Below are 23,738 nucleotides of genomic sequence, written 5' to 3' on the forward strand. Positions count from 1 at the left end.
AGCTTTAGAACTGAAAATGTTGTCTTATTTACAATTTGGAAACAATTCGATGTATTCACGAGATGTTCAGGCATTAAGCTGGGGGTAACGTTAACAAGGAGGCCGTTATACATGATGAAGAAAAACCTAGACAGCTACGGGCAAAAGAACGGCTTTCCTCGTCTCGAATATCCCTATGCACGCTTTTTCAGACACAAAGTCACAGGCTTGCTCATGACTGGCTTGATCGCTGGAGGATTGCTCAGCGGCTGCGGCATAAAAAGCGCAGGAGAGACAATTCCAACATCCGGTATGAAAACGGGGCAAAAGCTTACTGTGATTGACATGGATGCAGCTCGGCAGCAAGTATCGGACGAACTGGTGGTACAGTCCATCGACAGGCTGGGAGATGTCTACGCGAGGTCATGGCTGAGTGATGAAGAATTGATTGTGGAGCGCCAGAATCAGTTATGGATTCATAATGTAAAGACCAACAAGGAGCGAGTTTTAACACCAGGTCGTAACGCTCTACAGTTACTTGCTGTGGTATCACCGGATCAACGCCATGTGTTTTTTACGGAGGGCAGTGCCAGCAGCAAGTATGATATCCAGGGCTATATTTTAGAACTCAGCAGTGGTAAGGTTACATCGGTTGGTCAGCTGGACATGACTAACGAAGTGAGCTGGGGTGATAAGGATCATCTCATTACAGGTACACCAGACGGTAAGATACATCTGATTGGTCTGAACGGCAAAGCAGAAGAACTAAGCTTTCAAGATCCGAATCACTCAGAATTAATTGCTCATGTCGAGAAGGTGGGTAACGACATATTTTATACAGGCAATGATAAACAAGGATATCCGGTACTGAATCGGTTCTCTCTCAATCATCCTCAAGCTGTGACCATTGCAGAGGGGGCCATGTCTTTTGCTGTGTCGCTTGATGGTAAATCTATTGCCATTGAAAAGCGGAAATGGAATACATCCGAACCAGCCCGTATGATCATTTTGGATGAACAAGGCAAAGAGAAAGGGATCGTGGGTCAAGGGACTTTAATGAGTCGTGGAAGCTGGTCCAGCGACGGGACCAAGCTTGCTTTTTCCATTTATGATGAGGATCAGCAAGGAATGAGAGGGCTGTATGTGTTTGACCAATCCACGGGTAAAACCACTCCCGTTACGACCGATATCCAATCCTATGACAGTCCAACAGTGTGGAGCCCTTCCGCCCGGTTTTTATCCATGTACCAGAACATTTCGGAAGGTGGAAAACAACTGAATCAGAGCTACATCGTCGAATTTAAGAAAAAGTAGTAAAAAAAGGCGCATTTCCTTCTTCGGAATGCACCTTTTTTTAAATTAGGCTGGCTATTCGATTGTGGGTCACTGCACAAACTTGCGATGATGTTTCTTCCCATCATATGAAAATAAGGCGAGCTTCCCCTCAATCATCGTTTCCAAATGAACGGTACGCCCCCACAGTTGATATACATATGGAAGCGTGCGCTCCATATATTTTAAATCCAGCTCAATGCCTTCATACTGATGCTTGAGCTTTAACTCGCCCGTATGCAGGTAGTCTCCGTCCTCAACGACGATGTAAGGGGAGCCTCCATTTACGCGTGAGAACACAAGCTGATCCCGTATGTTTTCCCAGGATTTATCGGTAATTTTCCAATCCGGTCCCCGTTTCTCAAACACGTACAAATCTAAATCCTCTGTTAGCTGCTTGGTCATGTAATTGCGTATAAAAGAGGTGTCCGAATCAAACTCTCGCACCTCGAACATTTTAGCTCGGCCCTCGCCCGGTTTGCGTCCTTGACGCTCTTGCTCCTCACGGGTCGGGTTATCCCATCGCTTTTCAATATCTTCAAATATTTTCAGTCCCAAATAATATGGATTCAAGCTTTGCTTGGAAGGCTGCACAACGGAAGCATTTAGCATGGCAAATTCAACAGTTTCATCCCCAGTCAGATCCAGTTCCCTGACAATCCGTTGATGCCAATAAGAGGCCCAGCCTTCATTCATGATTTTGGTCTCCATTTGGGGCCAGAAATACAGCATTTCATCCCGCAGCATCGTCATGATGTCCCGCTGCCAATCCTCCAGTACCTCGGAGAATTCCTGAATAAACCAGACAATATCTTTTTCAGGTTCCGGTGGGAACTGGCGTACCTTGATCCCCTCGGTCTCCGCCGAATCATGCTGCTTTACTGTGTCCAGTGACCACAGATCATCGTAAGGTCCGATGGGATGCTGGTGTTTTTTAGGTTCTTTTTGCTCCTTGATTTTGAGTTCCATGTATCGTTGTTTATCTAGATGCCTTGGTTTGATGAGCTGTGGGTCTACATGCTCTTGTATCGCCAGTACAGAGTCAATGAAGGATTCTACGGCCTTTGAGCCGTACTCCATTTCATAGCTGCTGATCCGTTCTGCGGTGGCAGACATGCTCTCGACCATATTGCGGTTGGAGGCCGAGAAACGGGCGTTGTGTTTGAAAAAATCGCAGTGCGCCAACACATGAGCGACAATCAGTTTATTTTGCACCAACGAATTTCCATCCAGCAGGAAAGCGTAGCAGGGATTGGAGTTGATGACCAGCTCATAGATTTTACTCAATCCAAAATCGTACTGCATTTTCATCTTGTGAAATGTTTTTCCGAAACTCCAGTGGCTGAAGCGCGTAGGCATACCATACGCCCCGAATGTGTATACAATATCCGCCGGACAAATCTCATACCGCATTGGGTAATAGTCGAGCCCGAATCCATCAGCAATCTCCATAATTTCTGATATCGCGTATTCCAGCTCTTTCTGGTCGGTACTCATCCCACTGTCCCCCCTTCCCGTTTACGAAAAAAGGTGCGTAAGGCTTGGTATACCTCACCTTTTTCCTTGATGACATAGTACATAAACTGATCTGCCTTAATATTCTTGTAGGCTGACATCAGCGTACTGCTGCGATTATATTGGTTCACCTCTCCATAGCCGAACATATTGCTGCGCTTCATAAGCTCCTCAATTAGTTTCACACACCGTTCATTGTCTGAGCTTAGGTTATCGCCATCGGAGAAATGGAAAGGATAAATATTATAAGTGGAAGGAGGATAGCGCTTGTCGATAATCTCCAATGCTTTCAAATAAGCAGAAGAGCAGATTGTGCCACCACTTTCACCGCGAGTAAAAAATTCTTCCTCCGTAACCTCCTTGGCTTCGGTATGATGCGCAAGAAAGACAATTTCCACCTTTTCATATTGGCGACGCAAAAAGCGAGTCATCCAGAAAAAGAAGCTGCGGGCGCAATATTTTTCAAAAGATCCCATGCTGCCTGAGGTGTCCATCATAGCTATAATTACCGCATTGGATTGGGGAATGGTTTTCTCTTCCCATGTTTTGTAACGAAGATCGTCCGGACTAATATGATGGATGCCCGGATTCCCCTCACGAGCGTTGCGGCGCAGATTTTCGAGTATCGTTCGCTTCTTGTCAATGTTCGCTTGCATGCCTTTTTTGCGTATATCATTGAATACGATAGATTCAACCTCAATTTGATCCTTATCTTTTTGCTGCAAATGCGGTAATTCCATTTCCTCGAACAGCATATCTTCGAGTTCTTCTATGCTGACTTCAGTTTCCATAATATCATGTCCTGGCTGGTCGCCTGCTTTCTCACCTTTACCTGGCTTCTGGGAAGCAGGATCACGTCCGATGACATCCCCCACCTGACTGTCGCCATCCCCTTGACCTACATGCTTTTGCTTTTGGTAGTTATAAATGAAGCGATATTCATCCAGACTGCGAATGGGCACTTTGATGATCTGTTGACCGTCCGACATTATAATATTTTCTTCCGTTATCAGATCGGGTAGATTTTGCTTAATGACATCTTTGACCTTCTGCTGATGGCGTTGCTGGTCCTGGTACCCTTTGCGATGCAGCGACCAATCTTCGCGGGATACGACGAATGAATATGGCTGGCGTGGTTCCGTCATTGTTAGGCACCCCCCAAGTGGATACACGGCACAGTTTGGCCTTGTTGGTTATTAAGTATATTCACGGGGATGTACGATATGTGATGGAACTCGATTTAAATTCTGCCCGTTTGCTTTTATAATGAAAGTAAAAAATGTAAAAAAAGAATGGAGAACCTTGGTTATGGAAGAAATTGCAGTGCTTATCGTAGACGATGAACAGGGACTGCGAGATATGCTGACAACAGTTTTAAAAAAAGAAGGGTTTCTACATGTTAAGCATGCAGCCACGGGTCAAGAAGCGTTGCAAATCGTGATGGAATCTCGTATTGATGTGATTGTGCTTGATGTTATGCTTCCTGATCGTGATGGATTTGAGGTGTGTCGTCAGATGCGTCTATACACGGAAGCTCCTATTCTTTTTTTGACGGCAAGAGATACAGATTTGGACAAATTAATGGGATTTGGTATTGGTGGGGACGATTATATTACCAAACCGTTTAATCCGTTGGAAGTCGTTGCACGTATGAAAGCTCGAATGAAATATCGAAAAGTGACAACAGCGGACATGAAGCCTGCCTTACGAACCTTAGATTTTGGATATTTTTGTCTGGAATTGGAATCAGGTGTGTTGTATGTGCAAGACCAAGAGGTCGATTGTCCTGCACGTGAATGGCTGCTGCTGGTATTTTTGTGCAAGCATCCTAACCGTATATTCAGTGTGCGTCAGCTATACGAAGCAATATGGAGCGAGACCTTCCTTGGTGATGAAAAGACAGTAGTCATTCATATCTCCCGTTTGCGAAAAAAAATAGAACCTGATCCCAAGCACCCGCAATTTTTAGTTAATGTAAGAGGGCTAGGTTATAAAATGATATCAGTCAAGAGGGGGGAGCAAGAATGAACTCTCTCGTCAAGATGTCCTTTCGTTTTATAAAAGTAACATTATGTTTTGCTCTAGCCTATGTTCTTTGTTTTCTTATCTGTACTGTTATATATATTTTTATAAAAAGTACATTTGGTACATCTCATAATATGAATATTGATCTCTTCTGGATCGGACTTGGAATCGTGCAGAGCCTTGTGTTTATAGTTGTCTATGGATGGTATATAGGCAAACCCTTGGTGTATGTAATTAAATGGATTGGAAATATAGCAACAGGGGAATTCCAGGCACCGCTAAGTGAGCTAGAACTGCCAGAGCGCAAAAAAAATCAGAGAAATAATTATAAGCCTCCGTATCAATTGTATAAAGAAGTTTTTGAACAAATGAACATCTTATCTGCTCAATTGCGCAGTAATGAGGAAGAGAGAATAGAAATAGAAAAGCGAAAACAGCAGTGGGTAGCAGGCGTAAGCCATGATCTCAAAACACCATTATCCTATATTGAAGGATATGCAGCCATGCTGACTACTCAAGAGTATGATTGGTCCGATGAAGAAAAAAGAAGCTTTAGTATGGCTATCAGTGAGAAAGTAACGGAAATGAAGCAGTTAATTCAGGATTTGAATGCTTCTATGCAGCTCAAGGAGGGTGCCTTGCCGATCCAGCTGAAGAAGGAGGACATTGTGGAGTTTCTCCGCAATACAGTCATAGATATCGCTAACCATCCTTCGGCCGAGCAGTACGAATTTTCTTTTATGTCATTGGAGGCAGTATGTACCATGCCCTTCGATAGTAAATTATTAGGTAGAGCGCTGAAAAATTTTTTGATGAACGCAATCATTCATAATCCTTCAGGTACACATATTTCAATGGATGTAAATAAAGAGAGCGATAAGCTTCATATTTCGATCGAAGATGATGGAAAAGGAATGAATCCAACTGAATGTATACAGGTGTCTCATTCCAAAGAGCATGGCATATCTATTGCCAAAAGCTTTATTGAAGCTCATAACGGAACGCTTCATATTCTTCCGGGAAGTAAAAAGGGTACCAGGGTGGAAATTACTTTGCCGCTAAATATGTAACTCTTTAACATCTTTGCCTTCACATTTTGGAGTCCGCTCGTTTTTTTGCCTGTTGTTTAGGAACTGTTTACCTGATGTTAACTTTCCTTCTGTAAACTGTATGTAACTAAAACTTCAGCATTAAAAGTCGAGAGGAGATCAGGAAATGTCTGAATATGTAATACATACACAGCAGCTAACCAGGCGTTTTGGAAAACGAGAATTTGTCAAACAAATAAATCTCCAGGTACCTGAGAAGCAAATTTACGGATTTTTGGGACCAAACGGGGCGGGAAAAACGACCACGATTCGTATGCTACTCGGGCTGATTAAATCCACATCCGGGGAGATTGAGATTTTTGGGAAAAAGCTCAAGGATCATCGCATGGAAATATTAAAGGATGTAGGTTCTCTGGTTGAATCACCTGCCTATTATGCCCATTTGTCTGCATATCGAAATTTGGAAATCGTTACAACAATGCGTGGGCTGCCGACCCGAAAAATTCATAAAGTGCTGGATTTGGTGAGATTAAGCAAAGATGCGTATCGACCGGTAAAAGGATACTCCTTGGGGATGAGGCAAAGGCTAGGAATTGCCATGGCGTTGATTGCTGATCCCAAATTGTTGATTCTTGATGAACCGACGAATGGTTTGGACCCGTCTGGTATCCAGGAAATTCGGGAGTTAATTATGAGCCTGCCTGATGCTTACGGAATGACGGTATTGGTTTCGAGCCATCTACTAAGTGAAATCGAACAGATCGCAACCTATGTAGGGATTATTAATCAAGGAGAAATGATATTCCAGGGAACGATGAAAGAACTTACAGACAAAAGCAAGCCTCAATTATTCATTGAAACCCAAAATCCTGTTCAGGCTGCTGGAGCCCTGATGCAGCATGGATGGATTGCCGGAGCTGAATCCATGGAGCAAAAAGAGGTCATAACTCCTATTGTGGATCGGCAACAATCATCGGAGATGATCAAAGTGTTGGTAGAGCACAATCACCCCGTCTATCGGGTAAGGGAGAAGAAAAAAACATTGGAGGAAATATTCCTGGAGCTGACGGGTAAGGAGCGAAGTTTATGATACTCCAAGTTATCAAGGCGGAAGGATATAAGCTGAAAAAAATATGCTGGTGGCTTCCTCTAATACAGGGCTGTGTCCTTACAGGGATGACTGTCATGGAATGGTATCTCTACTTTCGTCAGGGGCCGGGAGGAGTCTATGCTGGTTTTGCGGTTATGTTTATGTTCATCTCGTTCGTGATGCTGCTTGGCGGTACACTTCTAGCAAGTATTATGGCGGGTACAGAGCATGATACCCAAACATGGAAGCAGCTTATGGCCATGCCGGTTCCCAGAAGCTACATCTACTTATCCAAAATGTTATGGATTGTGATTCTGCAGTTTGGTACTGCCTTGATTACGATAGCAGGGATGAGTCTCATCTGGGTGCTGTATACAAACGAGCCCATTCCTTGGCGAGTTATGCTGCTGCAGCCGATTAACGCCAGCTTGGCTACTCTGCCTGTACTTGCAATTCAACTTTGGTTGTCTACGCTTTTTACTAATCAGGCATTCCCGTTAGCATTTGGCATATTTGGTTCTATTGCCAGCTTGTTTTTGGCACGAACCAGTATTCTTTGGATTAAATTATTACCTTGGTCGTATCCGGCTCTATCAAGTCCTCTAATTAAGGGATACGTAATATGGGTGATCATTGCTTTATGTGCAGGGGTCATCTTCACAGGACTCGGTACTCTACAGTTTAGAAAGCATGAATTCAAATAGGAGGAGGAGTAGTATGGGATCCATTTTACGCGTGGAAGCGATGAAGCTTCAATGGGTCATGGTATGGATTCTCATTATATTAGATGCGGTTATCAATTCTTTAATGGGAGTCCTGGAACTGAACGATTTGAAGCAATTTTATGAGCCTAGCTGGTTAATGCTATACACCTATGCGGCGCAATTTCACTCGATGTTTTTTTATCCGCTTTATTGTGGAATTATCGCTTCTCTTTTGTGCGCATACGAACATCGAGACGGGGGATGGAAGATTTTATTGAGCAGTCCATATCCCCGTCAGCGAATCTATTATGCAAAATATATATTGCTCATTCTCATCCTGTTTCTTGATCAGCTTACATTCATAGTAGGATATTTTGTAGGTGGGTATATAGCAGGTGCTCCAGGAAAAATCCCTTGGTTGCTCGTCCTTTCTACCGGATGGGGAGGGTGGTTCGGGATTCTACCATTGGCAGCCCTCCAGCTTATGCTCTCGGTGAAAATTCGCAATTTTGGAGCTTCACTAGGAATGGCTATTTGCTGTGTGGTGCCTAATATTGTTATGACAGGCTTTCACTCTTCCATAGGCGCATGGTTTCCTTTTACGATTCCTTATTATATCATGTTGCCGCAAACAGCGAGCTATGCTCCTAGAGTTGAGCCTTATAGTCTTGGTTTGATTGTACTTTTTACGTTTTTAGCCTATCTATTTGCTGGAAGAAAGATGTTTGTGAATAGGGATTGGCTGTAGCTAGGATAGCATGAGCATGTAATCCCAGGGCATCTCTTTGTTCTCAGAAACACTTAATAAAGCAGAAGCAATCCCGGCGACGCCTTCAAGCAGGCCTGCTTTTGTCAGCCAGGCCAAAGAGCTGTCTGCCCTTGGCTCGGGGTCCAGATATCCAAGTGGGCTATCGGCTTGAAAGCGATCTATCAGCTGACTGGTTAAGTGTTGAATAAGCGGGATAAACGCTGGTTCCTTACTGTGACACCACATTCGCCAGGAGATCGTAAGTAACCCGGCAAGACCATGACACAATGCAGAGGAGTCCATTTCCTGCTTAGTAACCTCATAGGTAATGGCACCGATACAGGCCTTCACAGCCATTTTTTGCAGTTCTTCATCATGAAGAGCCTTCCCGGCAAGATATAAGGAACAGGCAACGCCGGGAGTACCGTAACACCAGGCTTCTCTTGCTCGTTTTAAATCTAACTGTAAAGAGGCTGTTTCAGCTTCAAAAGGAACAATATGAGGCCAGTAGTAGCCGTATGTATCCTCATTTTTATACTTAAGCAGCCATTCCGTAATCGTTTCAATCGCTTGATATTGGCCTTTTACTTCAATTCCAGAACTGTAAGCTACAGATAGTAAGGCCAGTGGTCCGGGAATGCCGTGTGCCATTCCGCAATTGAAATTACCCATAGCATAATTGCTTTTATCACGATCCAAAAATTGGAACTTTTGCGGAGAGTACCAGCCTGGAACATAGCGGTTGTGAATTTTTATAGGATATGTGAGATCGGTTAAAAATTGAAGAATAGGCTCGACAAGAGGAGCACAACTAGGATCGGTTGAGTTCATCACAATATATCTCCCAATCCCGGAGGCTCCTGAAATCGTATCAAAGGATTGCATGGGCATCCCTTCGTGCAGAGCTAATTGTGCTGTATTCAATTGCAGCCATTGTTCTGTCAGAGGAATCATCCATTCATGTATTTGCTGTAAAAAATGGCTGTAGTATTCGCCATGATTGGAGGCTTCTCTCACAGAAGAAGCGATGCCGGTCCAGCCGCTGTAAAGTGAGACATCATTCAGACCTTTTTTAGCAAGTGAAGCTTGAATGTGCTTCATATTCAAGTAGATTGCCTGATTCCAATCATACGTGGAATCTGAAGCACGACATTGAGATAGTAAAAAAATATTACCCGGATAACCGTGTGAAAGCGAAGTATCTCCCCATGGGTGATATTTTGTTTCGGGTGAAATATTTTGCTCTGCGTGGACTGCTTTGTAGACCGATTCAGGGTTACTCAGGCGCAAGGCGATTGTTGTACTGAAGTCTTTTGCCTGTAATTGCTCGCATGCTTCCATAACAAAATGGTCCGTTTTCATACGAATGCCCCTTTCATTTTTTCCTTCATTATATTGTTGCTCAAAGCTGGCGAGTTGTCCTTAAAAATTCTAAAAAGTAACGAGGGATTATCTTAATTGCATTCACTAAATTTAAGATGGATGTAAGAGTTTTATAAAGTCTAGTTAAGATTATATAAATTATAATAAAATTGTAAAAAATAAAAGGAGGTAGCAAAATGAAAAATCAATTTGATCTGGACTTGCAAGTTGCCAAAAATGAGGTTGCTCCTAAAGAGGTTCAACCAGCTAGCGGTCTTATCTGTACTCCTTCATGTGCAACAGGTACTTTGAATTGCCAAGTTAGTCTTTCTTTCTGCAAAACGTGTTAATAACGAGAAACAAGGTACAAAAGGCACGGTTTTATAACCGTGTCTTTTCCCGGTTATAAAATAGGGGGAGGAATTATGGTTGGAGATTTGCAGGAAAGGTCAGTTGAGATCAGCAAAAATATTACACAAAAACTGATAGACCTATCATATACAGAAAAAATAGTTCATCATAGAAACAACCTTTCACCTTCGCGTGGGACGGCCCCTTGGAATCCCGGCTGGCTTGCTGATGGAGTTCCAGGTGTATTCGTGCTGTTGGCCGAGTGGGGTTATCTGAAACCTGATCAGAATTGGGCAGAACATGTGCATACACAGTTGTTGTATTTACATCGCAATTCTTTAATATTACTACCCGATATATCTCTGTACTATGGTTCTACAGGTGTAGCATATGGAATATTGCTTGCCTCAAATAACAGAGCTAATTATCAGCAACTGTTAAATCAAATAAATGATTATATTCGTACTCAATGGGTAAAGTCACCCGTTATAAATACAATTACAGAGTTCAGCAAGCAGATGGACGTTATCCACGGCCTGCTCGGAGTGGGCAGATACACATTAGAGATTCCTGAAGACGACGAGAAGATGTGCAATCTGACCCATCAACTATTAGATACTATAACGCACTTTATACCTGAATATATACATTCGGTATCAAGGGGAAGTTCGACTTCGATTCATCTAGGAATGGCGCATGGCATCACCGGAATCCTTGCACTACTTGTCACTGCCCTACAAAAAAAGATTAGAGTTAAAGGATTACATGAGGCTATAGAATATATAGCCGATTTTTTGCTTATTCAAATTCAGGAGGATCAATATGGTTTGTATTGGCCTGTAAGCTCTCAAGCGACTTCAATGAACAAGACAGATAACAAAGAAGGAATGAGAGAAATTGAAGGCTGGTGCCATGGAACCTGTGGGATAGCATGGACTTTATTCAGAGCAGGAATGGAGTGTAGCAATGAAGAATGGACAAAGATAGCTGAACAAGCTATGAAATCCGTATTTTGCTTGGATGATGAGCTTTTAAACGCGCTATCCCCCACTTTCTGTCATGGATTGGCGGGTTTGCTTCATATGGCTCATAGATTCTATTACTTCACTGGTAATCAAGCTGCATTAGGCTTTGCCGACCAAATAGCATTAAAGTTGATGAATCTATACGATGAAGAGCTCCCATTTGGTTATCAGGACTTGGAGGGGACAACTCATGTTCATAATATAGGAATACTGCAAGGGGCAACAGGAATTGCATTAAGCTTGTTGGACTATGGAGTAGGGAAGGAACAACCTAAATATTCAGGGAGATGGAGTGAATTGTTTCTAATTTCGTAAAAGCTCTGTCTTAACTGCTTATCTGAAGCCGTGTTTTTGGGGAGGATTAGATGAAACAAAAATTTATGGTTATATCATCCTTTAAGAAGATTAAGCATTTTTTTGAGACTTTAAGCACTCCAGAAAACATTCAAATTATGTTTTATGATTCGCTTTACCAGGCTCTACCGGATATTGATGAGCAGTGCATCGGTGTAGCTTTGAATCAGGATCATGTAACGCTAGAGGATTTATCTCACTGGCACACCATTAAAGAGAAATTTACAGTCCCATTTATCTTCCTATCCTATCATTGTGATGACAAACGGCAATTGGATCTCCTCAAACAACTGCTTTCCATGGCTTCATCTGAATATGGTCTGGAAAGAGATCAGGAGGCAATTAGTTTATCACCCAATGTCATTTTTGATCCTGCTGGTAAGGTTATTTGGAAGCAAGGACATGAGCATATGCTGACGATGATGGAATTTCGATTATTGATGTATCTCCTTACAGCGAAAGAGTGTGCATCCACGATTGATCACATTATAGACAGAGTATGGGGAGTTGATGCTTTTACTACATCTAATACGGTGTATGTGCATATCCGAAAATTGAGAGAGAAAATAGAAGATGATCCAAGTCATCCGAAAATACTGGTAACATGCCATGGAATCGGTTACAGGTTGAATATATTTCCTAAAAACTTGGAGGTGGCCAGTTGTGAAGAGACAACTGCATTACACTGATGCTCATAACCTACATAGAGAACCGAGAGATAAGAATGAACGATGGTTCAGCGCATGTGATTATTTTCTAATCAGAGCCCCATTACTACCGTTAGAGCAATATTTTGAGGTGTTTTCGGATCAAGATGTAGATAGCCATCTTTCTTTGGAGGAAATCACTCGTCGACTAAAGCTTGTGTCCCGTGAAGCTGTTATTCGAGAAGCTATTTCATTGGCCTCTCCGTCCCTTATGCAGTTTCTACACTACTTGAACGATGACGATGCTTTGGAAGATAAAGGAGAGTTACAAAAGTATGAGAAGACGCTAAATAGTTTTTATCGTTATTTTATTCGGATGACTACTCGAACGACTCCATTTGGATTATTTTCAGGGGTGGGGCAAGGGATTTGTAAGGATACTACCCATTTGGACATAGGTACCTATCATCAACATCTGAAGAGAGCTAGACCTGACATGGAATGGATATATAAGATTATCCGAAAAATGGAGTCTGACCCAGTCATATTTGATCAATTAAAGGTTTTTTTAAACCGAACGGTTATGATCAAGGGCGATCGCGCCAAATTACCATTTCGGCCTAAGCATGGAGCGGCAGAAACCGATGATTCGGCCGAAATGTTTAGTTCCATTCGGCTTACGGACGTCGTTCGCCTGACGTTTGAAGCTGCTGAGCATCCGATTCAGGTGATGGAGCTTAAAGAATTACTATTGAAGGCATTTCCTGACGCTACTACGGAAATCATCGCTCATTTTTTGCAGCAGCTTGTAGAGCAAGAGTTTATTTTGAGCGAGCTTAGACCTCCACTGATGGATCACTCACCTTTTCATTACATATTTGAAAAAATTAAAAAAATGGACATGTCTGATTATTGGACTGACATTTTACACGAAATTGATATTTTATTACGACAATACAATCAGTGCATGATTGGAGAAGGAGAGAAGGCCTACCGGGAACTATGTGGAAAAATGCTAGATATCATTGCTGTAAAAACGCCTGTACAGGTCGATGTCAAATTAGCTCAAGAAGTAACGCTGCCGAGACATGTGCTCGATGATGTTGCATTAGGAGCTGAAGTCATGTGCAGGTTGTTTTCATCCCCAAAAATGGATGAACTGGACGAATATTTAAATCGTTTTTTGGAAAAGTACGGAGTGTACCAGGAGGTCCCTATCAATGAACTGTTTGATGAGGATTGGGGACTTGGTATACCAAAGACGTATCGTACCAATGAGAAAAAATCAATGGGCATGGAAGCATTTAAACGCAACGCAGTTCTCTTTCAATGGCTTTCGAATGCCATTGCCAACCATGACATAGAAATCGTTCTTTCAGATGAGCAGTTGGAGCAGCTGACGATATCCGATAATGATGACACTTCCCCGGAATCTATGGAGGTATACTACAGTATATTTGCCGAATCACCTGAAAAAGTTGATTCAGGAGACTATAAGCTTTTACTTGGGCCCAGCGCCGGTTCTAATCGGGCAGGTAAAACTTTTGGACGTTTTCTGGATATGTTTAGTGAAGAGTATGTTCAGAAATTCTCTGATATTTATGATCATCACCGATGCTTTCATCCCGACGCCTTGTTGGCAGAGATGGTTTTTATGCCTGACCAGGGAAAAATATCGAATATATCACTGAGCAAAAATTTTATGGAATATGAAATCGTGTCCGGAACGACCTCTTCTAAAGATGAGGAGCAGACACTACACATGGATGATTTATTGATAGGTGCAACTCACGACCGTTTCTATGTCAAGTCCAGGCGTTTGGGTAAAGAAATCATCCCCCTGCAAACCCATATGCTTAATTACAAGCTTTCACCGCATGTATTCAGATTCTTGACCGATATCACCAACAAAGAGCTTGGCACATGGTCATACTTTGACTGGGGGCCACTAGAGCAGTCTCCTTTTTTGCCAAGACTTGTATATGGAAAAATTGTTATTAGTGCTGCGCAGTGGAGGCTTGGCAAGGCTGCATTGAATATTTCAGATTTAACTGAGCCTCAAGCAAGGGAGGAGCTTTTTCATACTTGGAGAGAACAGTGGAATGTGCCACGCTATGTTTATTTAACGATGGGAGATAACCGACTGTTATTGGACCTGTGCAATCTCTTCCATATCAAAGAATTGCTTCGTGAGATGAGCAAGATGAGGGAAGGACAGGAACTGCTTCTTACCGAGTGTTTGGGCGATCCATTCCATACCCCGCTACATGGGACCGCTGGAAGATATATGGGGGAATTTGTGTTTCCGCTCAAGAAGAAAAAAATAAAGGGGAAGCCGAGTATTCCAAGTTTACCCCACAAGATGGATTCTCAAAAATTCATGGCTTATACCCCTTCGGGCATTCATAGAGGGTTCCTTCCAGGAGGTGAATGGCTGTACCTTAAATTGTATGGAGTCAAGGAAAGGGAAACGGATCTTATTTCCTTAAGCTTGGATCAACTCCGAAATAACCCGGAATTTGAGGATTGGAGTAAAAAATCTTATTTTTTGCGGTACGTTGATCCTGAGCATCATATTCGTCTGCGGTTTCAAGGAGAGCCAGGTCAACTATGGAGTGCTGGCTTGGCGCAATTAAATCAGTGGGCAGGTGAGCTGCGTGAAGAGGGACTTATCACACATATGGTACTGGATACATACCTTCCTGAGTTGGAGAGGTATGGAGGGCAGACACTTATGGACCTGGCAGAACAGGTTTTTGACGTGGATAGCCGATGGGTTATCGCCTATATGGCAGGAATTCGTTCCAAAGCTTTCAATCTGGACATAGAGATTGCAGCTGTGATTAACATTATTCACTATTTAAGCAGCTTTGGTTTAACGATTCAGGAGCAAGTGGACTGGCTAGAAGGTAGAATTGACAGCAAGCCTTATATGAAGGCGTTCAGGGATATTAAAAAAGCATTGATTACCGCTGTAGAATCGGAATATGAATGGATTAGACAAGCGGATACGGCTACACAGGTCGCTTTGTTGGCACTTGTAGAAAAAAGACAGGCCATGATTCAACAGTATGCTCAAGCGATAACCCTGGCTGAAAACAATCATGAGCTTACGAACCATGCTAATGATATTTTAGGCAGTATCATTCATATGCACCTGAATCGTCTGCTGGGTGTAAATCGGGAACGGGAAATGAAATGTATGGCTTTGGCAAAGCATACAGCGGCCAACCTGTTGCATCGGAAAGGAGTGCGCCATGTCACAGTCTAAAGGACAAACCAATGACCTGGTTTCCTTGTCCTACCAAAATATATTTCGTACCTTTTTATTTTGGCCTCGTATATTCAGGCTGCTTTGGGACACACACCCTACTTTTTTGATCGCTATACTTATTACAAATTTGTTGAAGGGTGCCGTTCCTGCTGTGATCCTTTTAGCAACGAGGGAATTAATTAATAGTGTTGTGGCAGGAGCGTCAGGAGGAAGCTTTCAGCCTGTTTTTATAGCTTTTGGTGTTCTAATAGGTGTCAATTTGCTGTACGATCTGATCAATATTGGGGAAAGCTTTTTTCGTAAAATGTTTCAAAGCCGGCTATCAAACCAGGTAAATATCAGAATTATTGAAAAAGCACAAAAGATGTCTTTGCAGTCGTTTGAGGATGCAGATGTGCAAAATATGCTTCAACGTGCTCAGGGAGAAGCAGATTACAGACCATTTGAAATATTTACTCAGATCCTCGCCATTATGAGCAGTGTGGTAACCTTATTTTCGACGGGTGCTATTCTTATTGCGTGGAGATGGTGGGCGTTTTTATTCATTTTTCTCATTCCATGTTTGTCATTCTATTCCTTTTTACGCATTGGGCAAAGAGAATTTAATGTTCACTTTCAAAGAGCAGGAAGACAACGCGAATCCTGGTACTTGTCTTTTTTGGTGACGAGAGATAATAGTTTTAAAGAAGTGAAAATATTTCAACTGGGAGATTATCTGCGAAAAAGGTATAAAACAATACTCGAAGGGTTTTATCGTGAGGATAAAGTGCTGGCGGTTCGTAGATCCTATACTTCTCTTGCATTTCAGATTGTGAATCAGGGTGCATGCGCATTTATTATTTTCATGGCCATACAAGCCACTTATGTTGGTCAAATTTTAGTGGGGAACCTGGTGAGCTTAATTCAAGGTATCACGTTAACCCAGTCAACGTCGCAGAGCATTGTACAAGGTATTTTAAGTCTGTGTCAAAATAACTTGTATATTAAGCAGCTTTTTGACTTTCTGGATATGCCGGAGGAAACGAAAATGCAAAAGTCAGTTCAACACTTGCCTTTGTCCGCTATACACAGTATTGAATTTCGAAATGTATCGTTTAGATATCCTAACACGGAGGAGAATGCCATCTCTAATGTTAGCTTTACTCTTCATCAAGGAGAGAAGCTAGCCATTGTAGGGAGAAATGGATCGGGTAAATCAACAATTGTGAAGTTACTCACTCATCTGTATTCTGATTTTGAAGGAGAAATCTTAATTAATGGACACTCAATACACGAATTGGATAAAGACAGCTTTAGGGGAAAGATAGGCGTCGTTTTTCAGGACTTTGTACATTATGAGATGTCTGTTAGGGATAATATAGGCTTTGGTCATGTGGCTGCCAGAGAAAATGATGAGGCCATTTGGACAGCTATTGATAAGGCAGGCATTGTAGATTTGATAGCTGGTCTGCCAGAAAAACTGAACACTCTGCTTGGAAAATGGTTTGAAGATGGACAACAGCTATCTGGAGGGCAGTGGCAGCGCATAGCAATAGCTAGGGCTTTTATGAGAAATGCTGATATCTATGTGTTGGATGAGCCGAGTTCTTTTTTAGACCCACACGCAGAGAAGGAAGTTTTTCAAAAATTTGATCAACTTGTTCACGAGAGAATAGGAGTATTTATTTCACACAGATTGTCCTCCGCACGTATGGCGGATACCATTATTTTAATGAAGGAGGGCAGAATTGTGGAAGCGGGCAGTCATAAACACTTAATGGATATGGACGGAGTATACGCTGAAATGTTCAGGCTACAAGCATCTTCGTATCTTTCACAAGGAGAAAGTGAACTTGAGCAAGAGATGCTGTCACCTCCGTTGGTAAAGGCGACAGGCGGATCGTAAGAAAGGACAAATCCCCTCCTATTTTAGGAGGGGATTTTCTATCCCAACCACAAAACTCGAACTACAGCCATACTCACAATACCCACAACCACAGTAGCCAGCAAATTTTTGCTCCACAAAGCGGTCACCAGCGTAGGAAGGACCGCTATAAGCACTTGCCCATTAAGAGTGACCGAGGTTTCAGTTCGTACGAGCAGATTTTCCATGACCAGTGCCGTGAAGATGCAAATGGGGATGTAGGACAGCCACTGTAACACAGGTTTGGGCAACGTCAGTTTTTGCAGCACGACGAAGGGGATGATTCTCGGAATTGCCGTGACAATCATACCGCCGATAATGATATACAGGACATTGGGACTAATACTCATTTGTCAGTTAACACTCCAATCGTTGCGGTGATCATGGTCGCTACAATGACTGCGATATGTGATGGCACCCACCAGGACAAAAGGTACATTAGAACGGCCATACATAGCACAAGCAGCAGGCGATGCTTGAGTTTGGAGGTCTGGACACTTTGGAGCTGGGAAATGAGTAGGGCCAGAAACATTGCAGGTAAGGCAAAGTCTAGACCAAAAGCTTCCGGCTGGGAAATCCAATTCCCTAGCACTCCACCAGCCACACAGGAAGCAATCCAAGCGAGATAAGCTGTAATATTAAGTCCGTTCATCCAGCGGTCACTGACCTGCCCGCCTTTAGCCAATTTATCCGACGCTACCCCAAAGGATTCATCCGTCAAAAGGATACCGATGCCTATGTTTTTCCACAGTGAGTATTTAGAAAAGTAAGGAGCCAATGACGCACTTAAAAGCAGATGGCGAGCATTCACAATAAATGTCGTTAAAATAATGACAGACGGAGGACTGGCTGCCGCCAGCATCGAGCACATAATAAACTGGGAGGCGCCTGCGTATACAAGCGCTGACATCAGACCAATTTCCATGGTGCTAACCCCTGATGAAGCGCCCACAATGCCAGCTGCGAATCCAATACATACATAACCAAGCAGTGTAGGAATACAATCTTTAACCCCTTGTAAAACGCTCAGTGAATCGGGCTTCGTTCCGCTCAATTCCGAAGCTATGGACATGTTAACCTTACCCCCAGTGTATAAATTTTATAATAGTATATAACGGAAATTGCGAAGTATCAATATATTATACAATTGTATGTTATATTGAATAATCCCTATAGCGAACAAGTAGTTCGTAAAAAAAGGGCGCCCCAGTCAGTTCATGACTTATGGGACAACCCTAAGGTGGTGGCTTATATAAGCTCTTGCCGTTTTTTCAGATATCCGTAGAGAATCATTCCCGAGACCGCGCAGATGGCTGCACATAGACCAATAACTCCATATCCCGCCTGAAGCCCGCGCAGTATGCCAAGCTCAGTGGTTGCTCCGTAGACTATCTTGACCCCTTCGATTACCCAGCCGATCACATAGTTGCCAATGACACTACCTATGCCCATCAGTGTGACGACGAACGTAATAGCTGTATCACTGTCTTTCGGATATCTCCGTGCTATGAACGCCATCACGGTCGGATAGATCATTGCAATGCCGGCACCCGATGCGGCAAAGAGAAACGCCAGTCTCTCCCCACCCGCGATTGCTGCAAACGTGCATATCGCTGAGAAGGCGGAGAATAGAATCGTCGAAAGTACAAACCCCATCCGGTCTGTGAGTGGACCAAGCAACAGGCGCCCCAACGAGAAGGTAAGAAAAAACGCTGAGAGCATGCTGGACGCCTTCACCGTGCTCCATGAATACGCTTTCTCTAAAAAGTTGACTAGCCAGCCCCCAACTGCGAGCTCAGAGACTACCCCAAACGACAGGATCATTACCATCATCCAGAGTGCCGGATCGCGGGTTAGGGTCTTGAGTGAGGTCCGTTCCTCATGCTGCAGATCGTCTCCCGGGAAGGTGCTGAGCAGCGCGGCCACAATCGGCAGCAGGCAGAGCGACAACATAGCCAGATACATTCCCCGCCAGTCTAGCGTATGCCCAAATACCGTCAGTGACATAACTCCCGTCGCCAGCAAAGGGGCGACTGTTGAGCTAAGCCCATAGAAAAAGTGAGACAAATTCATCATCGTGCCGGTATTTTTCACAAAAATCCTCGCCCCCAAAATTGCGAGTGCAATCTCCAGCATGCCGTTCCCGATATACATCAAGAAGTAGGACGAAGCGAAGAACGGATACGTGTGCGACAGGTAGATGAACACTCCCGAGATGATCATGGAAGCAAAAGAAATGATGCTGACCGCCTTGATTCCCCACTTACGGACAAGGACAGCGGTGAACGAGCAGGCAATCAAATAACCAAGTGCGTTTAGAGACAACAATGTTCCGAGCTGCTGTTCATCCAGATTGAAGTCGAATTGAATGCGTGGAATGGCAGGACCTTTTATATTCTCCGAGATACCAAATACAATAAAGCCAATAAAAATTGTCGCCAGCTGCATCATGTACATGTGGCGGGACTTGCGGGTTTGCGGATTCAAATTTAGTCCCTCCTAGATAGTCAACGTTGATTTTCTCGCCTGTTGGGTGTTCAGGGATGGAAAAGTCACAGGATAGCGGCCCCCTTCAGGATATTACAATAGTTTTGAAAAACGTTTTAGTAAGTGAAGTTTAAGGACATTTATAGTTAATGTCAACAGTAAATTATAGCTACAGCGGACACTTTTGTGTATTCTTCATATATAGACTTTGGGATACGAGGAGGTATAATTCGGTGGATTCAATGCAATATATTATTGGTTCTAATTTGGCTCAAATTAGGAAAACTAGAGGACTTAGTTTGGATAAGGTGGCTGAACTGACAGGGGTTAGCAAAGGGATGCTGGCTCAAATTGAGAAGGGGAAATCTAATCCTACGGTAACCACACTTTGGAAGATTGCGAACGGCTTGCACGTATCCTTCTCCACCTTTCTTAAGGAAGACCCGCCGCAAATCACCAAAATTCGTAGAGCAGATCTGCATCCAGTTATTGATGAGGACGGTAACTATTTTGTTTACCCTGTCTTCCCGTATCACTCGGAAAAGAAGTTCGAGGTATTCACGGTAAGTCTGAAGCCAGGCTTTACACACAAGGCAGAAGAGCATCTGGGAGAGGAAACGATTCTCATGATCCGTGGGGAAATGTACTTTGAAATGCAGGGGCAACAGCTCCAACTGAGTGCAGGGGACGCCGTACAATTTCAAGGATCTGATATCCATACCTATCGTAATGATTCGGATGAGGATGCCGATTTTTATGTATTGATTTATTATGCGGATTAGTGGGATGATTAATATAGTCTACAACAGACTTCCACACAGGATTCTGCAAAATCCTGAGATATAAAAAGAGAGCAACGAGGAAAAGAGAGGAAAGAACCCATGGAAAGCAAGTACATCCGAGAAACCTACTGCTTTAAGACGTCCCGAGTATTTCCCAACGATATCAACAATCATAACACGCTCTTTGGAGGCCGATTGATGTCGTATATCGACGATATCGCATCTATTGCTGCCGCCAAGCTGTGCCGTACGAACACAGTTACAGCCTCGACGGATTCGGTAGATTTTTTGCTGCCTATCCACCCGAGCGATTCTGTCACGCTGGAAGCGTTCGTAACTTGGACAGGCCGCAGCTCGATGGAGGTGTTCGTAAAAGTGATTCGCGAGGGATTGATGACTGGCGATCGCAAAATTGCAGCTACCGCCTTCCTGACCTTTGTGGCATTGGACGAGAACAATCGTAAAGTGACCGTCCCACAGGTGATTCCGGAAACAGAGGAGCAAATACAATTACACCAGACGGCTCCATCGCGCGCAGCCATACGGCGTCAGCGGAGGGAAGAAAGCAAGCAGCTGGCTAGTTTTCTGACGACAGATTTTCCGTGGGAAGTGTAGTGTACTAGACATCCCCATTTTACCGTTTTAGCATAAAAAGGAGCCGTTTTCCGTTAGAGATCACTACGATCTGTTCGGATGACGGCTCCTTTTGATAAGGATCTGAGCTATTCCACTTTGACTACACGGAAATGCTGGTTCGTCCCGCCATTATCGCCCCATTGAATGGCTTTGGCTCCATCGGCAGTGGCACCTTCGGAAATGAGCTTGCCCGTTGCCCGATTTTTCAGCTTATAATAGCCTCCGGTTACGGATACGAGCTGCCAATGCTGGCTGGACCAGCCTCCATCATTCCACTGTTCAATAACTGCGCCGTCTGCTGTAGCACCGCTTTCAACACCAATCAGCTTCCCGCTGTTCCGATTCACAATTTTATAATATCCGCCGCCTGCATCCTTAAGCTGCCATTGCTGGCTTGGCGCTCCGGAATTCGCACGCTACTCTAAATCTGCTCCGTCTGTCGTCGCATTGCCAATGATGCCTAGCGACTTGTTGCTCTTGCGGCTTACCAGCTGATAATAACTATCCGGGTCGATGACCATCGGCGTAGTTACGCCCTCCACCACACCACTGGCGGTATCAATATTAATGCTGTCGAACCAATCCATAGCTAATGAGGTCGCGGTTGGAAAACGCAGCGGCAGCCATACATATTGAGAATCCTGCACAGGACCACTCCACGCCCCAGCCCAACGGTCGCCCAAATACAGATACGAGGTCGTCTGCGTACCTTCAACAGGAATGACGTAGGCCGACTGTGAACCATAGGTTGTACTATCCCCGAAGTTCATCGTATTGCTCCAGGTTCCTTCAATGCTGGATGCGGTAGCATACTTGGCCTGATTGGGATTCCAGCCGGTTGCCCCGGATGTAATCAGGAAGTAGACGTCTCCTTTTTTGAACATCGCTGGAGCTTCACGATATTGTCCTGGCCAAAGTGTAGTCACCAGCGATTCAACTTGAAGGAAATCCGGTGTCAGACGATAAATGTTCAGATCCGCGTTTACACGGGTAGCCGAAATCAGGTATGCAGTACCGTTATCGTTGTATACGGTCATATCGCGCGAATCATAATCCAGCGGACGGAAGCTGCCCTGATACGTATAATCTCCGTCTACAGTATCGGATGAGGCAACTGCCACTCGGGCTTCGTTGTAATTAATCCCGTTTTCCTTGTGCATCCATAATACGTATTTGCGTGTTTTTTCGTTATAAATCACTTTCGGACGTTCAATATTTGATACATTCAGCTCTACGGCCGAGCTGCTGGTCAGCACGTTTTTACGAAACTCCCAGTTTTTTAAATCAGAGGAACGATAGGCGGAGACCGCCTTGAATGTTCCATTCGGATTACGATTTTCACCAAACCAATAATAATAACCATCCACTTTAATCATCCCGCCCCCATGGGCATGGACCACGTTTCCATCTGTATCTTTAAACTGAATGCCATTTACTACATTCGCTGAAGCAGCTGAAGCGATCTTAGGTGAAAACATCTGAAAAATGCTTAACGAAAGCAAAATAGTGAGCATAATACACAGCAAGCGGGCAAAATCATATTTCATTGTTTCGTCCTCCTCTGTATGGTTATTTTAAAGCGCTTTCATTAATAGGGTCTATGAAGTAGTTTGGATAGAGCTACTTATCCCAATTGTATCCATATTGAATTGAAAGTGCTAGAGTAGTATATTGACCATGTATATGGCAAGCGTCATCCCAATTTAACAGACTTTAATCAACTGGTGAGTGTTACAAACTGGCTAATATCCATTAGGTATACAGGAGGCGACCATGGAAATATACGCGATTGATACAAGTAAGCCGGAGGCTGAGCGACATTATGAATTACTGGTAAATCAGGTTTCACTGGAAAAACAGCACAAGTTGGATCGTTTTTTACATCGAGAAGACGCTTTGAGGGGGTTATACGCCGATGTGCTGTTAAGGTGGTTGGTTTGTCGGCAATTAAAAATACCAAATGCCAGCCTTCAGTTTACATACAATGCTTTTGGCAAGCCCTCCTTGTTGAATGCGCCGGCATTCCATTTTAATGTTTCCCATTCGGGAAAATGGGTAGTATGCGCCATTGATGATCACCCGCTTGGTATTGACATTGAACAGCTCCGTCCTATTGATTTTGAGGTAGGCAGGGTATGCTTTTCAGACACAGAGTACGATGCATTAATGCAGCAGGATGCAGAGAGTCGTTTAGCCTATTTTTACGATCTTTGGACGCTTAAGGAAAGTTTTGTGAAGGCCGAAGGGCAGGGGCTAACGCTACCATTAAAGTCTTTTTCATTCGAGTTGGAAGCACGACCGTCTATAGGTTTCACGACAGAGGGCTTTACGACTGAGTATTGTCATTTTAAGCAGTATGAGCTAGACCCAGATTATAAAATGGCTGTCTGTGCAGCTCATGATCACTTTGCGCAGGAGGTACAGCAGGTAGATATAAATACACTGCGTTTGGAAGTGGCAACCTTGGCGTAATAT

Annotated in this window: 20 protein-coding genes and 1 pseudogene; 14 read left to right on the forward strand and 7 right to left on the reverse strand. The window is 43.6% G+C overall.

What is annotated here, in order from left to right; genetic code table 11:
• Nucleotides 1-111 precede the first annotated feature (111 nt).
• Nucleotides 112-1,293 carry a hypothetical protein gene (locus C400_RS0108630; protein ID WP_017426672.1) on the forward strand — a complete coding sequence of 394 codons (1,182 nt, stop codon included), beginning with the start codon at nt 112-114 and terminating at the stop codon, nt 1,291-1,293.
• Nucleotides 1,294-1,362: 69 nt separating this feature from the next.
• Here the strand turns inward: C400_RS0108630 and C400_RS0108635 are convergent, their stop codons facing one another.
• Both C400_RS0108635 and yhbH read right to left on the reverse strand, forming a co-directional pair.
• Nucleotides 1,363-2,808, reverse strand: coding sequence for a SpoVR family protein (locus C400_RS0108635; protein ID WP_017426673.1), 1,446 nt, complete (start codon nt 2,806-2,808; stop codon nt 1,363-1,365).
• Complete coding sequence (gene yhbH / locus C400_RS0108640) at nt 2,805-3,971, reverse strand: sporulation protein YhbH (protein ID WP_016820483.1); 1,167 nt, start codon at nt 3,969-3,971, stop codon at nt 2,805-2,807. Before yhbH ends, C400_RS0108635 begins: the two co-directional genes overlap by 4 nt.
• A 163-nt stretch (nt 3,972-4,134) precedes the next feature.
• On the opposite strand from yhbH, the gene C400_RS0108645 reads away from it, so the two are divergent.
• The 5 genes from C400_RS0108645 to C400_RS0108665 all read left to right on the forward strand — a co-directional run bounded on the left by C400_RS0108645 (nt 4,135) and on the right by C400_RS0108665 (nt 8,442).
• The gene (locus C400_RS0108645) at nt 4,135-4,854 is read left to right on the forward strand and encodes a response regulator transcription factor (protein WP_016820482.1); all 720 of its coding nucleotides are present in this window, start codon (nt 4,135-4,137) and stop codon (nt 4,852-4,854) included.
• Between the two features lie 131 nt (nt 4,855-4,985).
• Nucleotides 4,986-5,921 (forward strand): sensor histidine kinase, encoded by a 936-nt coding sequence (locus C400_RS0108650; RefSeq protein ID WP_226888706.1) that lies wholly within the window; start codon nt 4,986-4,988, stop codon nt 5,919-5,921.
• A gap of 145 nt (nt 5,922-6,066) precedes the next feature.
• On the forward strand, nt 6,067-6,990 hold the full coding sequence (locus C400_RS0108655; protein ID WP_017426675.1) for an ABC transporter ATP-binding protein: 924 nt from the start codon (nt 6,067-6,069) through the stop codon (nt 6,988-6,990).
• On the forward strand, nt 6,987-7,694 hold the full coding sequence (locus C400_RS0108660) for an ABC transporter permease (protein WP_017426676.1): 708 nt from the start codon (nt 6,987-6,989) through the stop codon (nt 7,692-7,694). The genes C400_RS0108655 and C400_RS0108660 overlap by 4 nt, the downstream gene beginning before the upstream one ends.
• A gap of 13 nt (nt 7,695-7,707) precedes the next feature.
• Entirely contained in the window at nt 7,708-8,442 is a 735-nt protein-coding gene (locus C400_RS0108665; RefSeq protein ID WP_016820478.1) for an ABC transporter permease, read from the forward strand.
• On the opposite strand, the gene C400_RS0108670 is transcribed toward C400_RS0108665, so the two are convergent.
• On the reverse strand, nt 8,443-9,804 hold the full coding sequence (locus C400_RS0108670) for a lanthionine synthetase C family protein (protein WP_017426677.1): 1,362 nt from the start codon (nt 9,802-9,804) through the stop codon (nt 8,443-8,445). It lies immediately after the preceding gene.
• A gap of 197 nt (nt 9,805-10,001) precedes the next feature.
• Here C400_RS0108670 and C400_RS0108675 point away from each other — a divergent pair, with 197 nt between their 5' ends.
• The 5 genes from C400_RS0108675 (at nt 10,002) to C400_RS0108695 (ending at nt 17,340) form a co-directional block, all read left to right on the forward strand.
• Entirely contained in the window at nt 10,002-10,154 is a 153-nt protein-coding gene (locus C400_RS0108675; protein ID WP_016820476.1) for an FDLD family class I lanthipeptide, read from the forward strand.
• Between the two features lie 75 nt (nt 10,155-10,229).
• The gene (locus C400_RS0108680; protein WP_016820475.1) at nt 10,230-11,495 is read left to right on the forward strand and encodes a lanthionine synthetase C family protein; all 1,266 of its coding nucleotides are present in this window, start codon (nt 10,230-10,232) and stop codon (nt 11,493-11,495) included.
• Between the two features lie 50 nt (nt 11,496-11,545).
• Nucleotides 11,546-12,223: a winged helix-turn-helix domain-containing protein gene (locus C400_RS0108685; RefSeq protein WP_016820474.1), complete on the forward strand. Its 678-nt coding sequence runs from the start codon at nt 11,546-11,548 to the stop codon at nt 12,221-12,223.
• Nucleotides 12,198-15,452 (forward strand): lantibiotic dehydratase, encoded by a 3,255-nt coding sequence (locus C400_RS0108690; protein WP_017426678.1) that lies wholly within the window; start codon nt 12,198-12,200, stop codon nt 15,450-15,452. Before C400_RS0108685 ends, C400_RS0108690 begins: the two co-directional genes overlap by 26 nt.
• Nucleotides 15,439-17,340 carry an ABC transporter ATP-binding protein gene (locus tag C400_RS0108695; RefSeq protein ID WP_017426679.1) on the forward strand — a complete coding sequence of 634 codons (1,902 nt, stop codon included), beginning with the start codon at nt 15,439-15,441 and terminating at the stop codon, nt 17,338-17,340. Before C400_RS0108690 ends, C400_RS0108695 begins: the two co-directional genes overlap by 14 nt.
• 38 nt (nt 17,341-17,378) lie before the next feature.
• Here C400_RS0108695 and C400_RS0108700 read toward each other — a convergent pair whose 3' ends face one another.
• From C400_RS0108700 to C400_RS0108710, 3 genes are all read right to left on the reverse strand, one after another.
• Nucleotides 17,379-17,708, reverse strand: a complete 330-nt coding sequence (locus tag C400_RS0108700; RefSeq protein ID WP_017426680.1) for an AzlD domain-containing protein — start codon at nt 17,706-17,708, stop codon at nt 17,379-17,381.
• Nucleotides 17,705-18,430 (reverse strand): AzlC family ABC transporter permease, encoded by a 726-nt coding sequence (locus tag C400_RS0108705; RefSeq protein WP_016820470.1) that lies wholly within the window; start codon nt 18,428-18,430, stop codon nt 17,705-17,707. Before C400_RS0108705 ends, C400_RS0108700 begins: the two co-directional genes overlap by 4 nt.
• 176 nt (nt 18,431-18,606) lie before the next feature.
• Nucleotides 18,607-19,845, reverse strand: coding sequence for an MFS transporter (locus C400_RS0108710; protein WP_017426681.1), 1,239 nt, complete (start codon nt 19,843-19,845; stop codon nt 18,607-18,609).
• Between the two features lie 233 nt (nt 19,846-20,078).
• Here C400_RS0108710 and C400_RS0108715 point away from each other — a divergent pair, with 233 nt between their 5' ends.
• Both C400_RS0108715 and C400_RS0108720 read left to right on the forward strand, forming a co-directional pair.
• Nucleotides 20,079-20,627: a helix-turn-helix domain-containing protein gene (locus tag C400_RS0108715; RefSeq protein ID WP_017426682.1), complete on the forward strand. Its 549-nt coding sequence runs from the start codon at nt 20,079-20,081 to the stop codon at nt 20,625-20,627.
• Between the two features lie 99 nt (nt 20,628-20,726).
• Nucleotides 20,727-21,242: an acyl-CoA thioesterase gene (locus C400_RS0108720; protein WP_014599583.1), complete on the forward strand. Its 516-nt coding sequence runs from the start codon at nt 20,727-20,729 to the stop codon at nt 21,240-21,242.
• A 107-nt stretch (nt 21,243-21,349) separates the two neighbouring features.
• Here C400_RS0108720 and C400_RS0108725 read toward each other — a convergent pair.
• Nucleotides 21,350-22,810 (reverse strand): annotated as a pseudogene (locus C400_RS0108725) (RICIN domain-containing protein).
• A 226-nt stretch (nt 22,811-23,036) separates the two neighbouring features.
• On the opposite strand from C400_RS0108725, the gene C400_RS0108730 reads away from it, so the two are divergent.
• Nucleotides 23,037-23,735 (forward strand): 4'-phosphopantetheinyl transferase family protein, encoded by a 699-nt coding sequence (locus C400_RS0108730; RefSeq protein ID WP_017426685.1) that lies wholly within the window; start codon nt 23,037-23,039, stop codon nt 23,733-23,735.
• Nucleotides 23,736-23,738: the final 3 nt, after the last annotated feature.

The organism is Paenibacillus sp. ICGEB2008 (assembly GCF_000307675.1).
GTDB classification, from domain to species: Bacteria; Bacillota; Bacilli; order Paenibacillales; family Paenibacillaceae; genus Paenibacillus; species Paenibacillus polymyxa.